This is a genomic window from Luteolibacter sp. SL250 (genome assembly GCF_026625605.1).
GTDB lineage: Bacteria > Verrucomicrobiota > Verrucomicrobiia > Verrucomicrobiales > Akkermansiaceae > Luteolibacter.
The window spans coordinates 360,046-377,021 of sequence record NZ_CP113054.1; the positions used below are offsets into that span (position 1 = coordinate 360,046).

At 64.0% G+C, this 16,976-nt stretch carries 17 protein-coding genes; 5 read left to right on the forward strand and 12 right to left on the reverse strand.

The annotated features are described in order from the left end of the window. Positions 1 to 31: 31 nt before the first annotated feature. Positions 32 to 1,048, reverse strand: coding sequence for a hypothetical protein (locus OVA24_RS01645; protein WP_267672840.1), 1,017 nt, complete (start codon positions 1,046 to 1,048; stop codon positions 32 to 34). 120 nt (positions 1,049 to 1,168) lie between these two features. Between OVA24_RS01645 and OVA24_RS01650 the strand changes: the two genes are divergently transcribed. Then, a complete protein-coding gene (locus OVA24_RS01650; protein WP_267672841.1) occupies positions 1,169 to 2,359 on the forward strand; it encodes a metallophosphoesterase family protein in 1,191 nt (396 codons plus the stop codon). A gap of 182 nt (positions 2,360 to 2,541) precedes the next feature. Here OVA24_RS01650 and OVA24_RS01655 read toward each other — a convergent pair whose 3' ends face one another. Continuing rightward, positions 2,542 to 3,360, reverse strand: a complete 819-nt coding sequence (locus tag OVA24_RS01655) for a hypothetical protein (RefSeq protein ID WP_267672843.1) — start codon at positions 3,358 to 3,360, stop codon at positions 2,542 to 2,544. 46 nt (positions 3,361 to 3,406) lie between these two features. Beyond that, positions 3,407 to 4,309, reverse strand: coding sequence for an ornithine carbamoyltransferase (gene argF / locus OVA24_RS01660; RefSeq protein ID WP_267672845.1), 903 nt, complete (start codon positions 4,307 to 4,309; stop codon positions 3,407 to 3,409). A 158-nt stretch (positions 4,310 to 4,467) separates the two neighbouring features. Between argF and rph the strand changes: the two genes are divergently transcribed. Then, positions 4,468 to 5,250 (forward strand): ribonuclease PH, encoded by a 783-nt coding sequence (rph, locus tag OVA24_RS01665; protein ID WP_267672846.1) that lies wholly within the window; start codon positions 4,468 to 4,470, stop codon positions 5,248 to 5,250. Between the two features lie 224 nt (positions 5,251 to 5,474). Here rph and OVA24_RS01670 read toward each other — a convergent pair whose 3' ends face one another. The 4 genes from OVA24_RS01670 to OVA24_RS01685 all read right to left on the reverse strand — a co-directional run bounded on the left by OVA24_RS01670 (position 5,475) and on the right by OVA24_RS01685 (position 8,971). Continuing rightward, complete coding sequence (locus OVA24_RS01670) at positions 5,475 to 7,232, reverse strand: glycosyl hydrolase family 28-related protein (protein WP_267672848.1); 1,758 nt, start codon at positions 7,230 to 7,232, stop codon at positions 5,475 to 5,477. A 270-nt stretch (positions 7,233 to 7,502) separates the two neighbouring features. Further along, positions 7,503 to 7,964 (reverse strand): tRNA (cytidine(34)-2'-O)-methyltransferase, encoded by a 462-nt coding sequence (locus OVA24_RS01675; RefSeq protein ID WP_267672850.1) that lies wholly within the window; start codon positions 7,962 to 7,964, stop codon positions 7,503 to 7,505. 82 nt (positions 7,965 to 8,046) lie between these two features. After that, a complete protein-coding gene (locus OVA24_RS01680; RefSeq protein ID WP_267672853.1) occupies positions 8,047 to 8,523 on the reverse strand; it encodes a hypothetical protein in 477 nt (158 codons plus the stop codon). A gap of 34 nt (positions 8,524 to 8,557) precedes the next feature. Further along, positions 8,558 to 8,971 (reverse strand): GreA/GreB family elongation factor, encoded by a 414-nt coding sequence (locus tag OVA24_RS01685; RefSeq protein ID WP_267672855.1) that lies wholly within the window; start codon positions 8,969 to 8,971, stop codon positions 8,558 to 8,560. Positions 8,972 to 9,317: 346 nt separating this feature from the next. Here OVA24_RS01685 and OVA24_RS01690 point away from each other — a divergent pair, with 346 nt between their 5' ends. Further along, a complete protein-coding gene (locus OVA24_RS01690; protein WP_267672858.1) occupies positions 9,318 to 10,430 on the forward strand; it encodes a patatin-like phospholipase family protein in 1,113 nt (370 codons plus the stop codon). Then, complete coding sequence (locus OVA24_RS01695) at positions 10,420 to 11,856, forward strand: hypothetical protein (RefSeq protein ID WP_267672861.1); 1,437 nt, start codon at positions 10,420 to 10,422, stop codon at positions 11,854 to 11,856. Before OVA24_RS01690 ends, OVA24_RS01695 begins: the two co-directional genes overlap by 11 nt. A gap of 33 nt (positions 11,857 to 11,889) precedes the next feature. Here OVA24_RS01695 and OVA24_RS01700 read toward each other — a convergent pair whose 3' ends face one another. Together OVA24_RS01700 and OVA24_RS01705 are read right to left on the reverse strand one after the other, a co-directional pair. Next, a complete protein-coding gene (locus tag OVA24_RS01700; protein WP_267672863.1) occupies positions 11,890 to 13,164 on the reverse strand; it encodes a hypothetical protein in 1,275 nt (424 codons plus the stop codon). Between the two features lie 77 nt (positions 13,165 to 13,241). Beyond that, entirely contained in the window at positions 13,242 to 14,102 is an 861-nt protein-coding gene (locus tag OVA24_RS01705; protein ID WP_267672865.1) for an SMP-30/gluconolactonase/LRE family protein, read from the reverse strand. 80 nt (positions 14,103 to 14,182) lie between these two features. On the opposite strand from OVA24_RS01705, the gene OVA24_RS01710 reads away from it, so the two are divergent. Further along, the gene (locus OVA24_RS01710; RefSeq protein WP_267672868.1) at positions 14,183 to 15,019 is read left to right on the forward strand and encodes a CvfB family protein; all 837 of its coding nucleotides are present in this window, start codon (positions 14,183 to 14,185) and stop codon (positions 15,017 to 15,019) included. A gap of 54 nt (positions 15,020 to 15,073) precedes the next feature. Here OVA24_RS01710 and OVA24_RS01715 read toward each other — a convergent pair whose 3' ends face one another. Genes OVA24_RS01715 through OVA24_RS01725 form a run of 3 tightly spaced genes read right to left on the reverse strand, consistent with a single transcriptional unit; the run spans position 15,074 to position 16,924 of the window. Next, positions 15,074 to 15,751: an MBL fold metallo-hydrolase gene (locus OVA24_RS01715; protein WP_267672870.1), complete on the reverse strand. Its 678-nt coding sequence runs from the start codon at positions 15,749 to 15,751 to the stop codon at positions 15,074 to 15,076. Further along, the gene (locus OVA24_RS01720) at positions 15,748 to 16,335 is read right to left on the reverse strand and encodes a hypothetical protein (protein WP_267672872.1); all 588 of its coding nucleotides are present in this window, start codon (positions 16,333 to 16,335) and stop codon (positions 15,748 to 15,750) included. Before OVA24_RS01720 ends, OVA24_RS01715 begins: the two co-directional genes overlap by 4 nt. A 40-nt stretch (positions 16,336 to 16,375) precedes the next feature. Further along, positions 16,376 to 16,924 (reverse strand): plasmid pRiA4b ORF-3 family protein, encoded by a 549-nt coding sequence (locus OVA24_RS01725; RefSeq protein WP_267672873.1) that lies wholly within the window; start codon positions 16,922 to 16,924, stop codon positions 16,376 to 16,378. Between the last annotated feature and the right edge of the window lie 52 nt (positions 16,925 to 16,976).

The window sequence follows — 16,976 nt, forward strand, 5'->3', positions numbered from 1 at the left end:
GCATCCTGAGACATGAACCCAGCATCTCTTCCTAAATCCCCAGCATCAGTGAAACGTGCATCGCCGTCAGCTCTCCCATGGACTGGAGGTCGCCGAAGCCGGAGGTGCCGTGCATCTTGTCCAGGTCCCGGGCGAGCGTGTGGACGTGCTCGATGGGGGCGATGTCCTCGCGCCGCATGATGCCCAGCAGGGCGCGCAGGCGGCTGCTTTCCACCTTCGCCCGGCGGGCCATCTGGGCGTGTTCCTCCGCCGCGTATTGGTCGATGGACTTGCGGTTCAGTACCTCGAAGGCGAGGCGCGTGATCTTCCGGTTCGAGGTGAAGCGGTAGGCCAGGTAGATGTGCCCGTTGCCCTCGTAGGACTGCTGGTCGAAGTCGATCGCACGGACACGGTACTGCACCTCCTCGAAGTCCGGGGTGATATCCACGACGTAGTTCACGCTGCGCATGTCCCCCAGCAGGCGGATGAAGGAACGCTCGGTGAACTTGGTGAATTCCTTCGCGATCCGGACCTTGTTCAGGCCGGGGCGGTCGAGGTGCTCGCGCAGGAAGGCATCCCCGGGGACTCCGGCGATGTGTTCTTCGATGAGCGTGTTGCCGCTGATGAGGTAGTTGATGCGGTTGGGCGAAAGGATGTGCTCCAGCTCCAGGCCGTAGATGCGGGAGGCGTCCGTCTGCTTCACGTAGAAGTAGTCGGAGTTGTCGTTGAACAGGTTGGTGATGCGGATGCGGAACGGCTTCGAGTTGCCGAAGTTGCCGTAGTCGATGCGGTCCACCAGCAGGTGTTCGTGCTGTTCATGGTCGCGGCCCAGTTTCAGTTCGGTGTAGATCGCGGTGAGGCGCGGGCGCAGCTCGGCGAATACTTCCGGCGGATACATGACGGTGAGCCAGAGCGTTTCCCGGCCGCTGGGGTCTTCGTAGGGCATAGCTCCGGAAAAGCGGCGCAGCTCGTCATACACCGCGGGGATCTCACGCTGGCGGTCGAAATGGTAGAGATACTGCCGGAGCGGTGGGGAGACCGGGTACTGGGGCTTGCGGCGCTGGATCATGCGGTGCCGGAAAAATAGCAGGTTCTGGAAAACAAGGGAACGGCAAAGGAGGGCACAAGCACCGGAAAGGAGACGGGGATTTCCTTGATATGGCCGGACGGTGGCGGGTGTAGTGTGTGGATGAAGAGAAGGGGATTCCTCGTGAAGTCGCTGGGCGGGATGGCCGGGACGGGTGTGGCGCTGTCACGTGGGCAGGAAGCGGCGTCTCCGGCAGCAGGGCCGCTGATCCGGACGCCGCTCAATCTGATGGCCCCGCGGGAGGACGGGGTGTTCGGCGTCTGGGCGGTCACAGGGCTTTGCCGGGGATGGCTGGAGTGGCGGGAAGCTGGCGGGGAGAATGGCAGGGCCGCCATGACCGGGGCGGGATTCGTGCCGCAGTCGCCGGAGATTTTCCGGATCAACCTCACCGGTCTGAAACCGGGCCGGGAGTATGAGGTCAGGGCGGTGGTCGAGTCCGCCGAAGATGCGCGGAAAGAGGCAACGGACTGGAAGAAATTCCGCACGCTGGATGCCGGAGCCGCGTCCACGCGCTTCGTCGTCTGGAATGACACGCATGAGCGCAACGAGACGATCACAAAACTGGATGATGCGACCCCGCCCGCGGACTTCCTCATCTGGAACGGGGACACCTGCAACGACTGGAAGACGGAGGAGATCCTGATCCCCACGCTGCTGCACCCCGCAGGACGGGACATCACGAAGGCGCGGCCGATGATCCTCGTCCCGGGAAACCATGACGTGCGGGGGAAATTCGGCTTCCGCGTCCCGCAGATGATCGGGATGACGGATGACCGTCCCTACTGCGCGTTCCGTAGTGGGCCGGTGGCGGTCATCTGCCTCCATACCGGCGAGGACAAGCCGGACGGACATCCCAGCTTCCATGGCAGGGTCGCCTTCGATGAACTGCGGAAAGTGCAGACCGCGTGGCTGGAGAAGGTCATCCGCTCGGATGGCTTCCGGGATGCGAAGTACCGTGTCGTCTTCTGCCACATCCCGTTGCGCTGGATCGACGAGCCGGAAGCGGTGGACTACGCCAACGGAGGATTCGACCACTACAGCAAGCGCAGCCGCGACGCCTGGCATGACCTGCTGGTGGAGTGGAAGGTGCAGGCCATCATCTCCGGCCATACCCACAACGCCCAGTATCTCCCCGCGACGGAGAAATTTCCCTACGCCCAGCTCGTCAGCGGTGGTCCGCAGTTGGAACGCGCGCGGTGGATCGAGGGCATGGCGGATGCCGCCGCGCTGAAGCTCACCATGCGGGACCTGGCGGGAACCGTGACGCATGAGGCGGAGTTCAAGCCGGTGTGAGGGCCACACTGGGACCGCGGAATCCAGCGCGAGTGATAACGAGCTTCGCTTGCTGGCGAAGCCTGGCCGGATGGCCGGAGGCAATTTATTCCGCCCCGGAGAATCCAGCCAGCGAAGCCAAGCGGAATGAATTCCGCGGTCCCAGTGATGCGATTCCGCTGTGGCCGGACCCGCATCCGGCCTCAATCCGTGGGATCCACCGGCTCCAGCATCACCCCCTTCAGGAAGGGTGCCCAGCGGCTTTCGAAATGACGGTCCGCCTGGATCAGGCTGCCGTCCGGCGGGATGTCCTCCTCGTTCAGATGGAACCCCGTCCCGCCGCCGTTGAAGCGGTACTGGGCGATGATGGCTCCGCCGGGACCTTTGACGATCTGCAGTTTCACCGGCTCGAATTTTCCGGTCATATCATAGAGGCCGTCCCAGTTGATGCTGGCGTTGATGGCCTCCCCCAGCCGCTGTGGTGTGGCGTCGCGAATGCGGGTCTGTGTCGCCTCCATGATGGCAGGGAGTGCGGCTTTCATACCGGTGGCGTCCAGCAACACGACGGTGGTGTCGGATTTCAGGACCTTGAGGTGCTGCTTCTCCGCCGCATAAATTTCCTCCTTCATGCCGGAGAGGACCGCCTTTACCTGCTGCCGCTCATCGTCATTCGCGCCGAGCAATTTCAACGGCCCATCGATGTTCGTGTCGAGGTAGCTGAAATTCATGTGCGAAAGCTGCCGCTCGCGCAGATCTTTCGTAAGGAGTTCCAGCGGCAGTGCGACTTCAGGGCCATTGCCAGCGAGCTTCTTGTCTTCCCTCGGACGCGGGCGGTTGGGCCGCGTCGGCGCGCCGCCATCCTCATGGGAGGAAAGCGTGGCTGCGCGCGACCTTTCCGAGCGGTGGTCGCCGTCCGCAGAAACTCCGGCGGAAGACGTTTCCGCGGAGGGAGCGGTCTTCCGCCCTGCGAGAAACCCCACACCCAGGGCGATGAGGATCAACAGGTAGTGCCGGAGATTCATCCTCCAGCACTACCCCGCTGTCGCGGAAATGTCAGGATATTTCCCTTCAGGCCGGGCGCGCCAGCTCCACCAACACCGCCTTCTGGGCGTGCAGGCGGTTCTCCGCCTGCTGGAAGATGGTGTCCGCGTGCAGTTCCAACACCTCCGCGCTGATCTCCTTGCCGCGGTAGGCGGGCAGGCAGTGCAGCACGATGTGGCCGGGAGCGGCCTCGAAAAGCATGGAGGCGTTCACCTCGAATCCGGCGAACTGCGCTTCCTTCTCCTTCTGGTCCTCCTGGCCCATGGAAAGCCAGACGTCCGTGTTGATGACGTGTGCGCCCTTCGCGGCGGCTACGGGATCCGTAGTAACTGTGACGTTCGGCGCGGCGAGTTTCGCGAGGAAAGAGTCCGGAGGCAGGCAGGCGGACGGGGACCCCACCGCGAGCTGGAAGCCGAGGTGTTTCGCAGCCCACATCCAGGAGATGGTCATGTTGGAAAAGCCATCGCCGATGAAGGCGACCTTCTTGCCCTCCCAGCCGCCGAGCTTCTCGCGGATGGTCAGCAGGTCCGCCAGGATCTGGCAGGGATGCTCGTCATCCGTGAGGGCGTTGATGGTTGGGAGGCCGGAGTAGTCGGCGAAATCCACCACATCCTGCTGGGCGTAGGTCCGGATGACCGCGCCGTGGACCATCCGGCCCAGCACGCGGGCGGTGTCCTTGATCGGCTCCCCGCGGCCGAGCTGGATGTCATTCTTGGAAAGGAACATGGGGAATCCCCCCAGCTCGCGGATGCCCACCTCGAAGGAGACGCGGGTCCGGGTGGAGGACTTGGCGAAGATGAGCGCCCAGGTCTGTCCGGAGAGCGGCTGCGCGGCGTGGCTGCCGCGCTCGCGTTTGAGCACGGCGGCGCTGTCCAGCAGCGCGTTGATGTCAGCGGCGGTGAGTTCTTCGATGGACAACAGGTTCTTCATGACAAGGCCCCGGGTGACGGGGAAGGGCGGAGACTAACGGCATCCGCCGAAATGGCAAACCGGGAATTTCAAAGATTCCGTGCGATACGCACCGTTGCCGCCACCCGTTTTCCGCGTTCAGGGTTGCACCTCCGGCGGCGTATAGCCTTCACTCCCGCATGACCCGTCCAGACGGCCGCCAGCCCGACCAACTCCGCCCGATTTCCTTTTTCCCGAACGTCGCTCCGAACGCGACGGGTTCCGTCCTCGTGTCCTTCGGGGAGACCCGTGTCATTTGCTCCGCCACCATCGAGGATGACGTGCCGCGCTGGATGCGCGCCCAGCGGGTGGAGGGCGGGTGGCTGACGGCGGAGTATTCCATGCTGCCGTACTCCACCCTGGAGCGGAAACAGCGTGACGCCACCCGTGGCAAGATCGACGGCCGCTCCATGGAGATCCAGCGCCTCATCGGCCGCGCGCTCCGCTCGGTGATCGACCTGAAGAAGATCGGCCAGCGCACGGTGTGGATCGACTGTGACGTGCTGCAGGCGGATGGTGGCACGCGCACCGCCTCCATCACCGGTGGCTGCGTGGCTGCGGCCATCGCCTTCAACAAGTTGCTCGCGGCGGGCAAGATCCGCGATTTTCCGATGAAGAAGCTCGTCGCCGCGGTGTCCGCCGGCGTCTATCAGGGCACCCCGGTGCTGGACCTGGACTACGTGGAGGACAAGGACGCTTCCGTCGATTTCAACGTCGTGATGACGGAAACCGCCGAGTTCGTCGAAGTGCAGGGCAGCGGAGAGGAAGCCACCTTCACCGGCGAGGAAATGAGCGCCATGCTGGAACTGTCCCGCAAGGGCATCTCCGACATCGTCTCCCTCCAGAAGGCGGCCATCCTCACCGCGGACCGCGCCGCACCGGCGGATCTCAGCTCGCTCTTCGCCACTTTCGGCAGGAAGTGACAACATCGTCCGGGATGAATGCGGCGATAGAACAGAACCGCGTTTTGAAACCACGGATTATCGGGTTGAAACGGATTTCACGGATTCAGAAATCAAGCGAAGAATCTGAATCAGTTTAATCCGTGGCTTCTTTAGCCATTGCCCGAAGCGGGATGGCTGCAGGGCAGGGACCGCGTTGCGGCTATGCCGCAGAACCGTCCCTGCCAACGAATACAAGGCTCCCATCACTGCCCCAGCCGCCTGCGCCGCTGGTCCTCGAACAGGGAGGCGGGACTGAGCGTGTCGCCTTTCCCGATGCCCTCGACGACATCCACCGGATCGGTCCTTTCCTTGCGCTCCGGGTAGTTGCCATCGGTGCGGACGCCGCTGACTTCGCCGCGGGTGCCGATGACATAGCCGTAGTCCGCCTGCTGGCTCCAAACCACGAAGGGATGGAAGGAATTCCGCAGCCCCTCCGTGTTCCAATAGACGGTGTGGGCGGAGGTGAGGTTGTGGCGTGGGCGGGAGAGCTTCACGTAGAACCGGTCGCGTGCCTCGAACCAACTGTTGTCCGCTGTGCAGTGGTCGATGAGGTTGGAGTGGCTGAACCATTGGTGGTGGTCGCTGGAACGGCCCTCCGTCGCTTCGGAGCCGGTCGATCCGGTCTGGCGGGCGGTGTCCTTGTCGAGACAACGGTGGATCACGTTTCCGGAGCATCCCATGCCGGAGATGGAGAAGCCATGGCGTGAGGCCTCCGCACGGCATTCACGGACCAGGCACTCGTTGCTGCTGTCCATCCGGAACATGTAGCCGTTCCCGCCTCCACCGCCGTACTGCGGGTGTTGGAAATGGCAGCGTTCCACCGTCACATTGCGGGATTCCTTCATGCGGATGCCGTTGGAGAGCAGGTGGCAGCCGGTGGTGTTGCCCTGCGGTTGAAAGGAGTTCACCTCGCGGATCCAGCCATCCAGCACGTTGGTCATCGTCACCGCATAGGAGGCATGCACGTCATACGCGCTTTTTTTCGTGGCGGCGAAGTCACCGGGCAGGCCGCGGCTTTCCGCCAGACGCCGGGTGTAGTCCCCCTCCGGCGCGGCGAAGTCGAGGTTCTTCCAGCCATCCTTCCCCGGGTGCTGCACGTTGCCGATGGAAAGGCCCTCCAGCCCCACCTGTTCCAGCATGCCGGACTTCGGATAGACCTGTGGCTTGTCCCGCACTTTAAGCGCATAGCGGGTGGGCACGTCGATGGTCAGCACCTTGCGCTCCGCATCCACCTTCACGATGCGGCGGTAATACCGGATCGAGCCGATCTTGTTCTCCTCTCCCAGCCAGTCCGTCTCGCCGTGGTCCATCACCCATTCCTTGGTCGGGATGTTGCGGATGACCGCCCAGCCGCCTGCCTTGAAGGCGGAAACATCCGCCACCGGAATCTCGACGGACGGGCCCATCAGGTCTGCCGTGATGACGGTCGAGGGCCCCTCCCTGCGGTTCCACTCCGCCTTCGACGGTGCCTGGAAAAGGACGATGATCTTCTCCCGCATCTCCGTCGCGGTGTTCAGCAGGAAGGTCTTCTCCGGTCCCGCGCCACGGATGACGATGCCGTTCTTCCGCACGCACAGCGCGTAGCGGTTTCCTTCGCCGGGCTGGACGCGGTAGGTGCCTGCGGGCAGATCCACCACGCCACCCCCGGCGGCAGCCGCGGCGTCGATGGCCTTCTGGATTGCGGCGGTGGAATCCGTCTTGCCCGTCGGGTCAGCGCCGTATCCGGCCACCACGTCGAAGCGCTTCGCTCCGGCCAGATCGGGGATCGGTTTCTCACCGTTCGCATAACCCGCGTAGGAAAAGTCCTGGATGATTTTGTCCTTCGCGAAGGACAGCGCGGGCGTGGCCGACCAGTCCGGACCGTACAGCGGCGACGACCATGTCTTGCCATCCTCTTGTGCGGAAAGGAGCGGCCCGGAGACCAATGCCGCGAATGCGATGAGATGGAGCGACGATGCCATTGGAGGATGATAGTAAGGAGGGTGGACACTCCTGTCCACCGGCGGCATTGGTGAACAAAGGAGGAGAAGTTTTCAGTGTTCAGTTTTCAGGAAGAGAAGAGGCTGACCGCGAATCTTCCGAATCCCACAAATCTTGAAGAGTTCCTTTTCTCCACTTAGCGTCCTTGGGGTCTTTGCGGTGAATTCCATATGATTCGCCTATGCCGCCGGTGGACAAGAATGGGAGCGAAGCGGACATGGCGGCTCTGCCGCAATGTCCACCCTCCTTACTCACCACTCCACCCCCTGCTGCCGCACCGCCTCATACAGCACGATTGCAACCGAAGTCGCCAGGTTGAGGCTGCGGGTTCCTCCTGGAGCCATGGGGATGCGCAGGCCGTGGTCGCCCGCGTCGCGGACGATCTCTTCCGGCAGGCCTTTCGTTTCGCGGCCGAAGATGAGGTAGTCGCCCGCCTTGAACTCCGCGGTCCATGGAGAGCGGGTGGCCTTCGTGCTGAGATGCCATTTCCGCGCGGCGGGATCCGCCCCGGTGAGGAAGTCCTCATAACTCTCCCACACGTGGAGCTTCACATCCTGCCAATAGTCGAGTCCGGTGCGGCGGACGTACTTGTCCTCCAGCGAGAAGCCCAGCGGCTTGATGAGGTGGAGGGCGGAATCCGTGGCGAGGGCGAGACGGCCGGCGGCCCCCGCGTTGTGCGGGATCTCCGGGTGGACGAGGACGATGTGGAACATGCGGAATAGGAATGTGGCGGGGATCTCTCCACCGCCACATTCAACATTCCGTGGGATCTTGCACCTGAATTTCCTCCACGGCTCAGACGGTGGCGAGCGGTGAGGCGGCTTCGATGATCGCGCGGACGCCCTTCTGGAGTTTCGCGACCTCCGCATGGGGGATCTCCGAAAGTCCCTGGTGGATGCGGATGACGGGGGCTGGCTCCGTGCTGTGGATCCACTCGAAGGCGGGGACCTCCAGCTTTCCGCGCAGGTGTTCCTCCACCTCGCGGCGGAGATTTTCCGCCACATACTCGGTGTTCAGGAAGACCACGAGGCGGCCGCCCTTCGCGGAGACCGGTTGGAGGTCGAGGATGACGGTGAGTTCCCCGTTGTTGAGGTCACGGTCGATGCGGAACACCGTGGCGTTCTCCTGGTAGCCTTCCGGAATGCGGCCACCGACGGATGGAATGGCGATGACATCACCGATGGTCGGCAGTTGGTTGGAGTCATGGGGCCAGCGGTCGATGACGGCCTTGCCGTCGTTGAGCTGGATGTGGACGTTGTGTTGGTTGCTCATACTATCTGTTTGTTTTTCGTTTCTGTTCTGTGTTTCAGGAAAGTGGGGCGAGGTCCGCCTCGCGCTGCTTGCGGATTTCCGCGATGCGCATGCACCTCGTGGCACCATTGGCCTGCCAAGAAATGATGCCGCCTTTTTCGTGTCCCAGTATCGCCAGCGAGACGGGGGCGAGGACGGAGATGCGGCCCTCCGCGGGGTCCGCCTCATGCGGCATGACGATGCGCAGCCGGAAGTCGTCCGTCGCATCCGACGGGGAGACCAGGACGACGTCGTCACCGAAGCCCACGCGGAGCTCCAGCGAGGCCGGATCAGCCGCGGCGGATGCGAACGCGAGGTACCCGGCCAGCGAGAGACGTTGTTCGTGCGATGGCCTGGGAGGAGGAGCGGTGAGGTTGTGGATGGTTTCGAGGCGAGCAAGGTCCGCCTCACTCAAAAATGGTGAGTTCATGGGAAAGGGATGTACGTGATTCCACCGGAAACGGTCCGGGAACCGGTTGGTTGGCTGAAGCCTCAGGCAGTCTCAGGAAATGGATCCCATGAAGGAGACTGCCCGCTCACGCCCGGAAGGCGGACAACCGGTGCGCGCACCAGCCTGCGACGCCGACTTTCATGAGGCGGCGGTAGCTGGAGCGGTTGGTGATGCGGTTCGACATCGGTATCAGTTAAAGCACAGGACGCGATCCGCGTCAAATTGAAATCGGCCCGCGCGCCGTGAGTATGTGACCGTCAGAGGATTCCAGCGGCGATTTTATTTCGGATTTCACCACGGGGGCGGAACGGTTAGAAGAAAGCCCATGGATCCACGGACGCTGCAACCGGAACCGCGCGCAAGGCTGCTATCCTTCGACGGCGGAGGCATCCGCGGCTTGTTCGCGCTCCAGTATGCGAAGCGGATCGAGACGCTGCTGCGGGAGAAGACGGGCAACCCGGACATGGTGCTGGCGGACTACTTCCACTACGTGGGTGGTACCAGCACGGGGGCGATCATCGCCGCATTCGTGTCATGGGGTCTGCCGGTGGCGGAGATCGAGCGGCTGTACCGCATCAACGCGGCGGCCATGTTCCAGAAGTCCGGGCTGCTGAAGCGCTTCACCAGCCACCGTTTCGTGGCGGAGGGTCTGTCGAGGTTCCTGCGCGACTTCTTCGTGGAGGATGATGGCAGCCCGGCCACCTTCGGGACGAAGAAACTGAAGACGCTGCTGCTGGTGGTGACGCGCAACGCGTCCACCGGTTCCGCCTGGCCGCTGTCGAACAACCCGCACGCGAAGTACAACAACCTGGAGTCTCCGGGAAACAACCTGCAGATCCCGCTATGGCAGTTGGTGCGGGCCAGCACCGCCGCGCCGACCTTCTTCCCGCCGGAGATCCTGGAGGTGAAAGGGGAGGGCGGGAAGCCGCTGGTCTTCGCATTCGAGGACGGCGGTGTGACCCCGTTCAACTGCCCCGCTTATCTGCTCAGCATCATGGCAACGCTGCCGGAGTACAACCTCCAGTGGAAGACAGGCCGCGAGAACATGAGCATCGTCTCCATCGGCACCGGCGGCACCAAGCTGGGCCGGGGCGACCGCTTGTTCGTGGATGTGCTGGCGCAGGCGAAGAACCTTCCTTCATCGCTCATCGGTTCATTCCAGCAATACCAGGACCTCCTCTGCCGGGTGAACGGCGAGTGCCGCTTCGGCCCACCGGTGGATGGCGAGGTGGGCGACCTGATGCGGCCGAACGGGGAGGGGAAATTCCTCTACGCCCGCTATGACAAGGTGTTCTCCGGAGACGACCTGCTGGCCGCGGAGCAGGTGACGCGGAAGGGCTTCACGCTGGATAACCTGGAGCTGATGGACTTCCTCATCGAGAGAGGGACCGCCCATGCGGAGGAAACCGTGAAGCTTTCCCACTTCGATGAGCTCTAAATCGCCCCAGGCTTTCCGGAGGATCTGGCTGGTCGGCTTCGCCGGGCACCGGAGGGTGGTTGATCCCGCCGCGCTGAAGGCGGTCATCCGGAAGGAACTGGAGGGCTTTGAAGCGGATCTGGACGGCGAGGTGATGGGCATCGCCAGTGCGGCGGCGGGCGCGGACCTGCTGTTCCTGGAGGCCTGTGCGGAGCTGGGGATGAAGACGGTGGTGATCCTGCCGTTCGGCGCGGAAAGATTCCGCCAGGACTTCGACGATTCCTCGGAATGGGAGCGATCCGCGCGGCTGGTGGACGCCGCCATCTGGAGCGAGGTGGCGCCGGGAAATGAAGAGGCTCCAGCCGCCTACCATGTCGTCGCCAGGAGGATGCTGGAGGTGGCGGACCGGATGCTTTTCGCCTGGGACGGCCAGCCCGCACGGGGACTGGGAGGCACGGGGGAGACCGTGGCGGAAGCCGCCCAATGGGAAATCCCGGCCCGCATCATCGCGGCGGACACGTTGGAGGCACGGTGGCAGGGCACGCCGCTGGCGGCAGGCGGGGATCCCGCTTTCCAGGACCTGCCTGCGGCGGCGACGGTCATGGAACTTTTCACGAAGCTGGATCAGCGGGCGGTGGCGAGCGCGCCGAAATCCCGCTGGTTCGCGGCGGGCTCCATGTCGGTCAACCACCTGGCCACCTTCCTCCAGGCGGTGCTGGTCCTGCTGATCCTCTCGGGCAAGGAGATCGGAGCGGCGATCAAGTTCGTGCTCGCGCTGGTGGCCATGGCGCTGCCATGGGTCGGCTCGAAGCTGCGGCTCCAGGACTGGGTGGGTGACCGGGTGAGGGCGGAGCTGCTGCGGTCGCTGCTGGCGTCCCATGAACCGGGCAGCCCGCTGCATCCACCGGCGGCGGAGCTTTTCGAGAAAGACCGGACCTTCCTCCGCAGCGCGGCGCTGCATCTGGTCGCGGAACGCCGGGGATGGGAGAAGGCGCGGGACACCTATCTCCGGGATCGGGTGGACGGGCAGCTCCGCTTCTTCAGCGCGAAGGGGGAAAAGGCGAAGCGCCGGATGAAATTTTTCGGCACCCTGTTCTGGACCGCCTCATGGGCGGCGCTGCTGTTCACCGGCGCGGCCGTGTTCATGAAGGTGCTGAAAACGCCGGTCTCCGAATCCTGGGACCGGTGGGCGATGGAGTTCATCCCATCCGTGCTGCCGGGCATCGCCGCGTGGACGCTGGCGATGATCTCCGTGTTCGAGTTCCGCCGCCAGGCGCAGCTCTACGGCCAGATGGAGGCCACCCTCCGGCGGCTCCGGCCCACGCTGGCCGAGGCCAAATGCTCAAGCGCCGCGGAACGGGCGATCCAGCAGATCGAACGGCTGCTGCTCAACGAACTCTGGGAATGGCAGGGGCCGAGGAGGAAGTTGTCGAAATCCTCTGAGTAAAAGCGCTTCGTCGCGTTTTCCCGGGCAATGCCATCACTGGCGGCCCTGCAGTTCCTGCACGCGGCGGGTGACCATGCGGGTGACCTGCTCCGGGAGCTGGTGCGCCTGGACGAACGCCTGGGCTTTCCCCATGTCCGTTTCCAGCCAGCGCCAGAGCAGGCGCTGGTAGGTGGCGTTGCGCTGACCTTCATCCGTGATGCGGGAGATGGTGTTCGCGGCGATTTCCGGATCCTTGCCCGCCGCATTCCTGACAAAGTCGCGCACCACGCCGTCATTCACATCGCCCGGGTAGCGGTCCATCAATGCAAGCGCCGCCTTAGGGTCGTTGGACGCCTCCCGGCTGATCACGCCGCCGAGGGCGATGCTGCGCTGGTCGCCGACAGGGAGGGTGTTGAGCGAAGCGATCGCGGAGTCGAGATCCTTGCCCGCCCACGTTTCATAGACATCATCCAGCCGGCGGTTGGAGGCCTGTCCGGGATTTTTCACCAGCCATTCGGCGGTGCCCTTGGGATCAACGTCGGCCAGCGGTTCCGCCATCCGCATCATCGCGCCTTCGCGGAGGCGTTCGTCATCCAGCGCCATGATCCAGCCGCGGGATGCCTCCGGACCCTGTTTCAGGATGTGCTGCATCATTCCCGCCAGGGCCTCCGCGCGCTGCTCGCCGAAGGGCATGCCCTTGAGCAGCTCCGTGGCGCGCTGCGGGTTGCTCTCCGCGATTCCGCGGATCACGCCGACGAGGAACGGGTTCGCACCGGTGCCGTCGAAATTCGTTTCGGCCCAGCGGAGCGCCGCATCCGGGTCGATGCTGGCCCATGAGGAAAGGATGGTGCTGGAGGCAAATCCGCCCTGGGTGTTGTTGCGCGCGTATTCCAGCGCGGCGAAGGGATCGACCTTCGCCCAGGCGGATAGCAGCATGGAGTATTCGCCGAGACGGTTCTGGGTGATGCCGAGTGCGCGGAACTGGGCGATGACGTCCTCGAACTCCCCCGGAGCCAGTTGGTCGATCAAGGCCAGCAGCGCGCGGCTGCGGTCGAGCTGGTTCTCCCCGCGCATGATGGTCTCCATTTTCTGGAGCTTCTCCGCCAAGGGGGCTCCCCGGCCTCCGCTGCGGGCATCGGCGGATCGGCTGGCTCCCTGCGCACCCTCGCCCGAAGCTGGCACCGCCCCACCAGGGCGGACCCTTTCGGGCCGGGAGACTTCGGCTTTCGCCGCCGTGGCATCCCCGTCCGAGGAGATCCGGCCGACGATGAATCCTCCTGTCGCGACGACGACAAGGCCTGAAATGACGACGACGGGGCTGGCTTTCATGGGTTCTGGTGGATGGGGTTTGGGAGAAAACGTCCTCCGGGGGAGAGACTTATCAACCCCCGGATATTCCGGAAATCTCACCCGGCGAACGCATTCGCGGGGACGCCTTTCACCCCGAGGCCGCGCACGACGAACAACCGCCCGCCGTGTTCCTCCTGGATTTTCCCATGGATGCCGGTGGTGATATAGAGCTCGTCCAGATCCGCGCCGCCAAAGGCACAGGAAGTCGTTTCCAGCGCGGGCACTTCCACCCGGCGCAGTTCCTGTCCGGACCGCGCGTCGAAGCACGCGACACAGCCGCCGTGGCAGAACGCGACCCACAGGTTCCCCTCCGCATCGATGGTCATGCCGTCCGGCGACGCCTCGATGTGGGAGGTGTCCGCCACGGTCCGCATGTTCCGCAGGTGTCCGTCCGCCTCATAGTCGAAGGCGAGGATCTCCTTCCGCGGGGTGTCGATGTAGAAAACCGTCTTTCCATCCCCGGACCAGACGATCCCGTTGGAGTTCGTCACCGGACCAAAGGCTTCGTGCAGCGTGAGGTCCGGGTCCAGGCGGTAGAGCCGCGCGTCGCCGGTCTTTTTCACCAGGCTGATGGTCCCGGCGAAGAAGCGTCCGTCCGGGGAGCACTTGCCGTCGTTGAAGCGGTTGTCGGGCTTCTTGTCCGGTTCCGGATCCGCGATGGGGGTGATCTTCCCGCTTTCCGGATCGAGGAAGGAAATGCCGTTGTCCCCGGCGATGACCAGTCCGCCGCTCTCGCGCGGCACCACCGTGCCGACCCGCTGGCCCACGTCCCAGGAGGTTTCTTCACCCGTCACCGGATCGAACTTCCAGACCTTGTGCCCCTCGATGTCCACGTAGAGCAGGGCACCATCCCACCAGACCGCGCCTTCGCCCCACTTGCTCCGCACCGTACCTACAGGTTCAACAATCAACGTCATGCCCCTTTCATCGGCCCGCCGGCGGAAGATTTCAATGTTCGATGTTGGACGGGTGCCACGCGATGCCCCATCCTGCCTCCATGCCGCAGATCGGCCAGCGCGCCACCCTTCCTGTCCTCCGCGAATCCAAGTTCGGCCTCTATCTCGATGGAGGGGACCTGGGGCGCATTCTGCTGCCCACCCGGGAGATGCCGGCGAACTGGTCCGTCGGCGCCTTCGTCGACGTCTTCCTGCACCACGACTCCGAGGACCGCCCGGTGGCGACCATGAAGCAGCCGAAGGCCGTGGCAGGTGACTTCGCGAAGCTGAAATGCGTCTCCGTCACCGGTGTCGGCGCGTTCCTCGACTGGGGCCTGCCGAAGGACCTGATGGTGCCCTTCCGGGAGCAGAAGACACGCATGGTCCCGGGGAAATCCTATCTCGTCCATGTCTTCGTGGATGAAGAAACCGGCCGCCTGATCGGCACCACGCGGCTCACCCGCCACCTCGACAAGACCCCGCCCCCGTGGCGCGGCGGGGAGAAGGTGGACATCATCCTCTTTGCCAAGACGCCGCTCGGCTACAAGGCGGTCATCGAGAACACCCACACCGGCCTACTGTTCGCCAACCAAGTGTTCCAGGACGTGCAGCCGGGCGAACGCTTCACCGCCTACATCGCCGACCGCCGCCCGGACGGAAAGATCGACCTGACCCTGAACGCCCCCGGACGGCAGCGGATGGACGACCTGTCCGAACAGATCCTCAACGAGCTGAAGGCGCGCGGCGGCTTCTGGCCCATCGGCGACCACAGCTCCGCGGAGGAGATCAAGGATGAGCTGGGCGTGAGCAAACGCACCTTCAAGCAGACCATCGGCGCGCTGCTCAAGGCCCGGACGATCACGGCGGACGGGAAGGGGATCCGGCTGGCAGCCACGTGACGGAGCCTGCTTCTTTCCCGGGAACAGCCACCACTTCCGCGGTCCCAGTTCCGGTCACCGCCGCGCGAGCTTCCGCAGCCTCTCCAGATGGACTTCCGGCGGTGCATCGTCCCCATGATTCGGGATCACGCCGCGCAACGGCAGGTCGAGCGCCTTCTCCACACTGCGGAGCATGCTGGCTTTCTCCTGATTGAAGATCCGGGGTGGGAAGTGGCTGAAGCCCGGATAGCTGGCGAAGAGGTCCCCGCAGAACAGAAGGCCCAGCTTCCCGCAGAAGTATCCCGTGTGTCCGGCGGTGTGGCCCGGGAGATGGACGGCCCGCAGACCCTGCCAGACATCGAGGAAATCCCCGTGATCGATCCAGTGGTCAGGAGTGAACGGCTCGAAGCCAAGCAAGGGCCTGCCGATGCACTCAAGGATGCCCGCCACCTTTGACCATCCCGCATACTTCGGGCGGCCACTGTAGTGCGCCGCATCCAGCCGGGGCGCGGCGATCCATGCCCCGTGCCTTCCCGCGATCTCCGCCACGTTGAGGATGTGGTCGAGATGGCCATGCGTCACAATCACGCCGAGGATCGGCTCATTTTCCCAACCCTTTGCCGCGAGATGTTTCCGCAGCATCCTATCCCCACCGATGAATCCGGCATCGATCAGGTGAAGGCCGCGGCTGTCACGCAGCACATGAAAATTCACCGGAAAACTCCGGACGGAGAGCAGGTCATCCCTGCTCATGGGGACGCGGGCAGCATCTTGGCGGGCACATCCCCCGGAGCGAAGCTCCTCGGCTTGTTCTTCATGATCCAGGAACCGGCGGTGGGGATGTAGAACAGCACGATCAGGAGTTTCACCACCACCAGTCCCGTCACCGCGGAACCCATGGTGAAAAAGACGACCACCAGCAGGAGCAGCATGCCCGTGAGGAAGCCGGTCTGCAGAAGCCAGCTCCACCAAGAGGTTCCCGTGGTGAAGCGGCAGGACGGATTGATGGCGGCGGCGCGGGGCACGAGGAGCCGCACCAGTTCGTTGTAGCTGGCGCTGCGGTCCTCGAAGTCCATTACACCCCGGTAGTGCTCGTTCTGGAACGCTCCGCAGCGTCCGCCGGCGTTGTGGAGGTGGCATTGGTAGCGGTTGCGCTGCATCCGCGTGGGGGAAAACAACAACCTCACCTCCTTCAAGGAGGCCAGCGGAATGGGCATCGCCGGATACTCTCCCGCCGCGACCCACAACACGTCCCCCTGCAGGGTCCACCGCTTCTCGGCCTCAAGCACGGAAATCCGGCAGGCATGCACGGCGGTGAGGGGAGGAGGCAGGCTCATGGAATCCGGGGGAGGGGTGTCCTTTCGTCGCCGTGGACGCTCAGCGGCGCTTCCGCTCCTTCCTGGGGGTGAAGTCCACCTTTTCCGGCTCGAACTTCTCCGGCTCGTATCCCGGGTTCATCCAGCCGATCTCGCCGTGCAACGCCTGCATGTACTGGAAATGCCCGCCGAAGTCCTCCGGCGGACACGCACGCCCGCCGTCGATGATCTTGGGCCCGCCTTCACCCTCTTCCTTTTTCTCGAAGACGACCTCATGGATCCACTCGTCCGCGAAGTCATAGCGGTAGAGCAGCCGCATCGGCAGCTTCTTCTTGCCGATGTAGTCCGCCACCGTGACCTGCGTCTCATCCTGGAACTCGCCGATGACGCCCTGGATGCCGACCGGGCCGATCACATCGACCAGGCGCTTGCCCTTGCCATGGCGGAATTCATGGGGACTCTTGTTCTCCCACCCCATCGACGCCTGGATCGCGTTGTGGAGGTCGAGGAAGGTCGCCTGCGTGGAAATGGAGAAGCGTCTCCAGATCTCCGGCTTGATGCCATAGAGGAACACCTTCACCACCACGCGGCCGCCATTTTCTTTCGACATGCCGCCAGCATGGAAAATCCGCGCGGAAGGATCAAATGGGAATTCTCCGCGT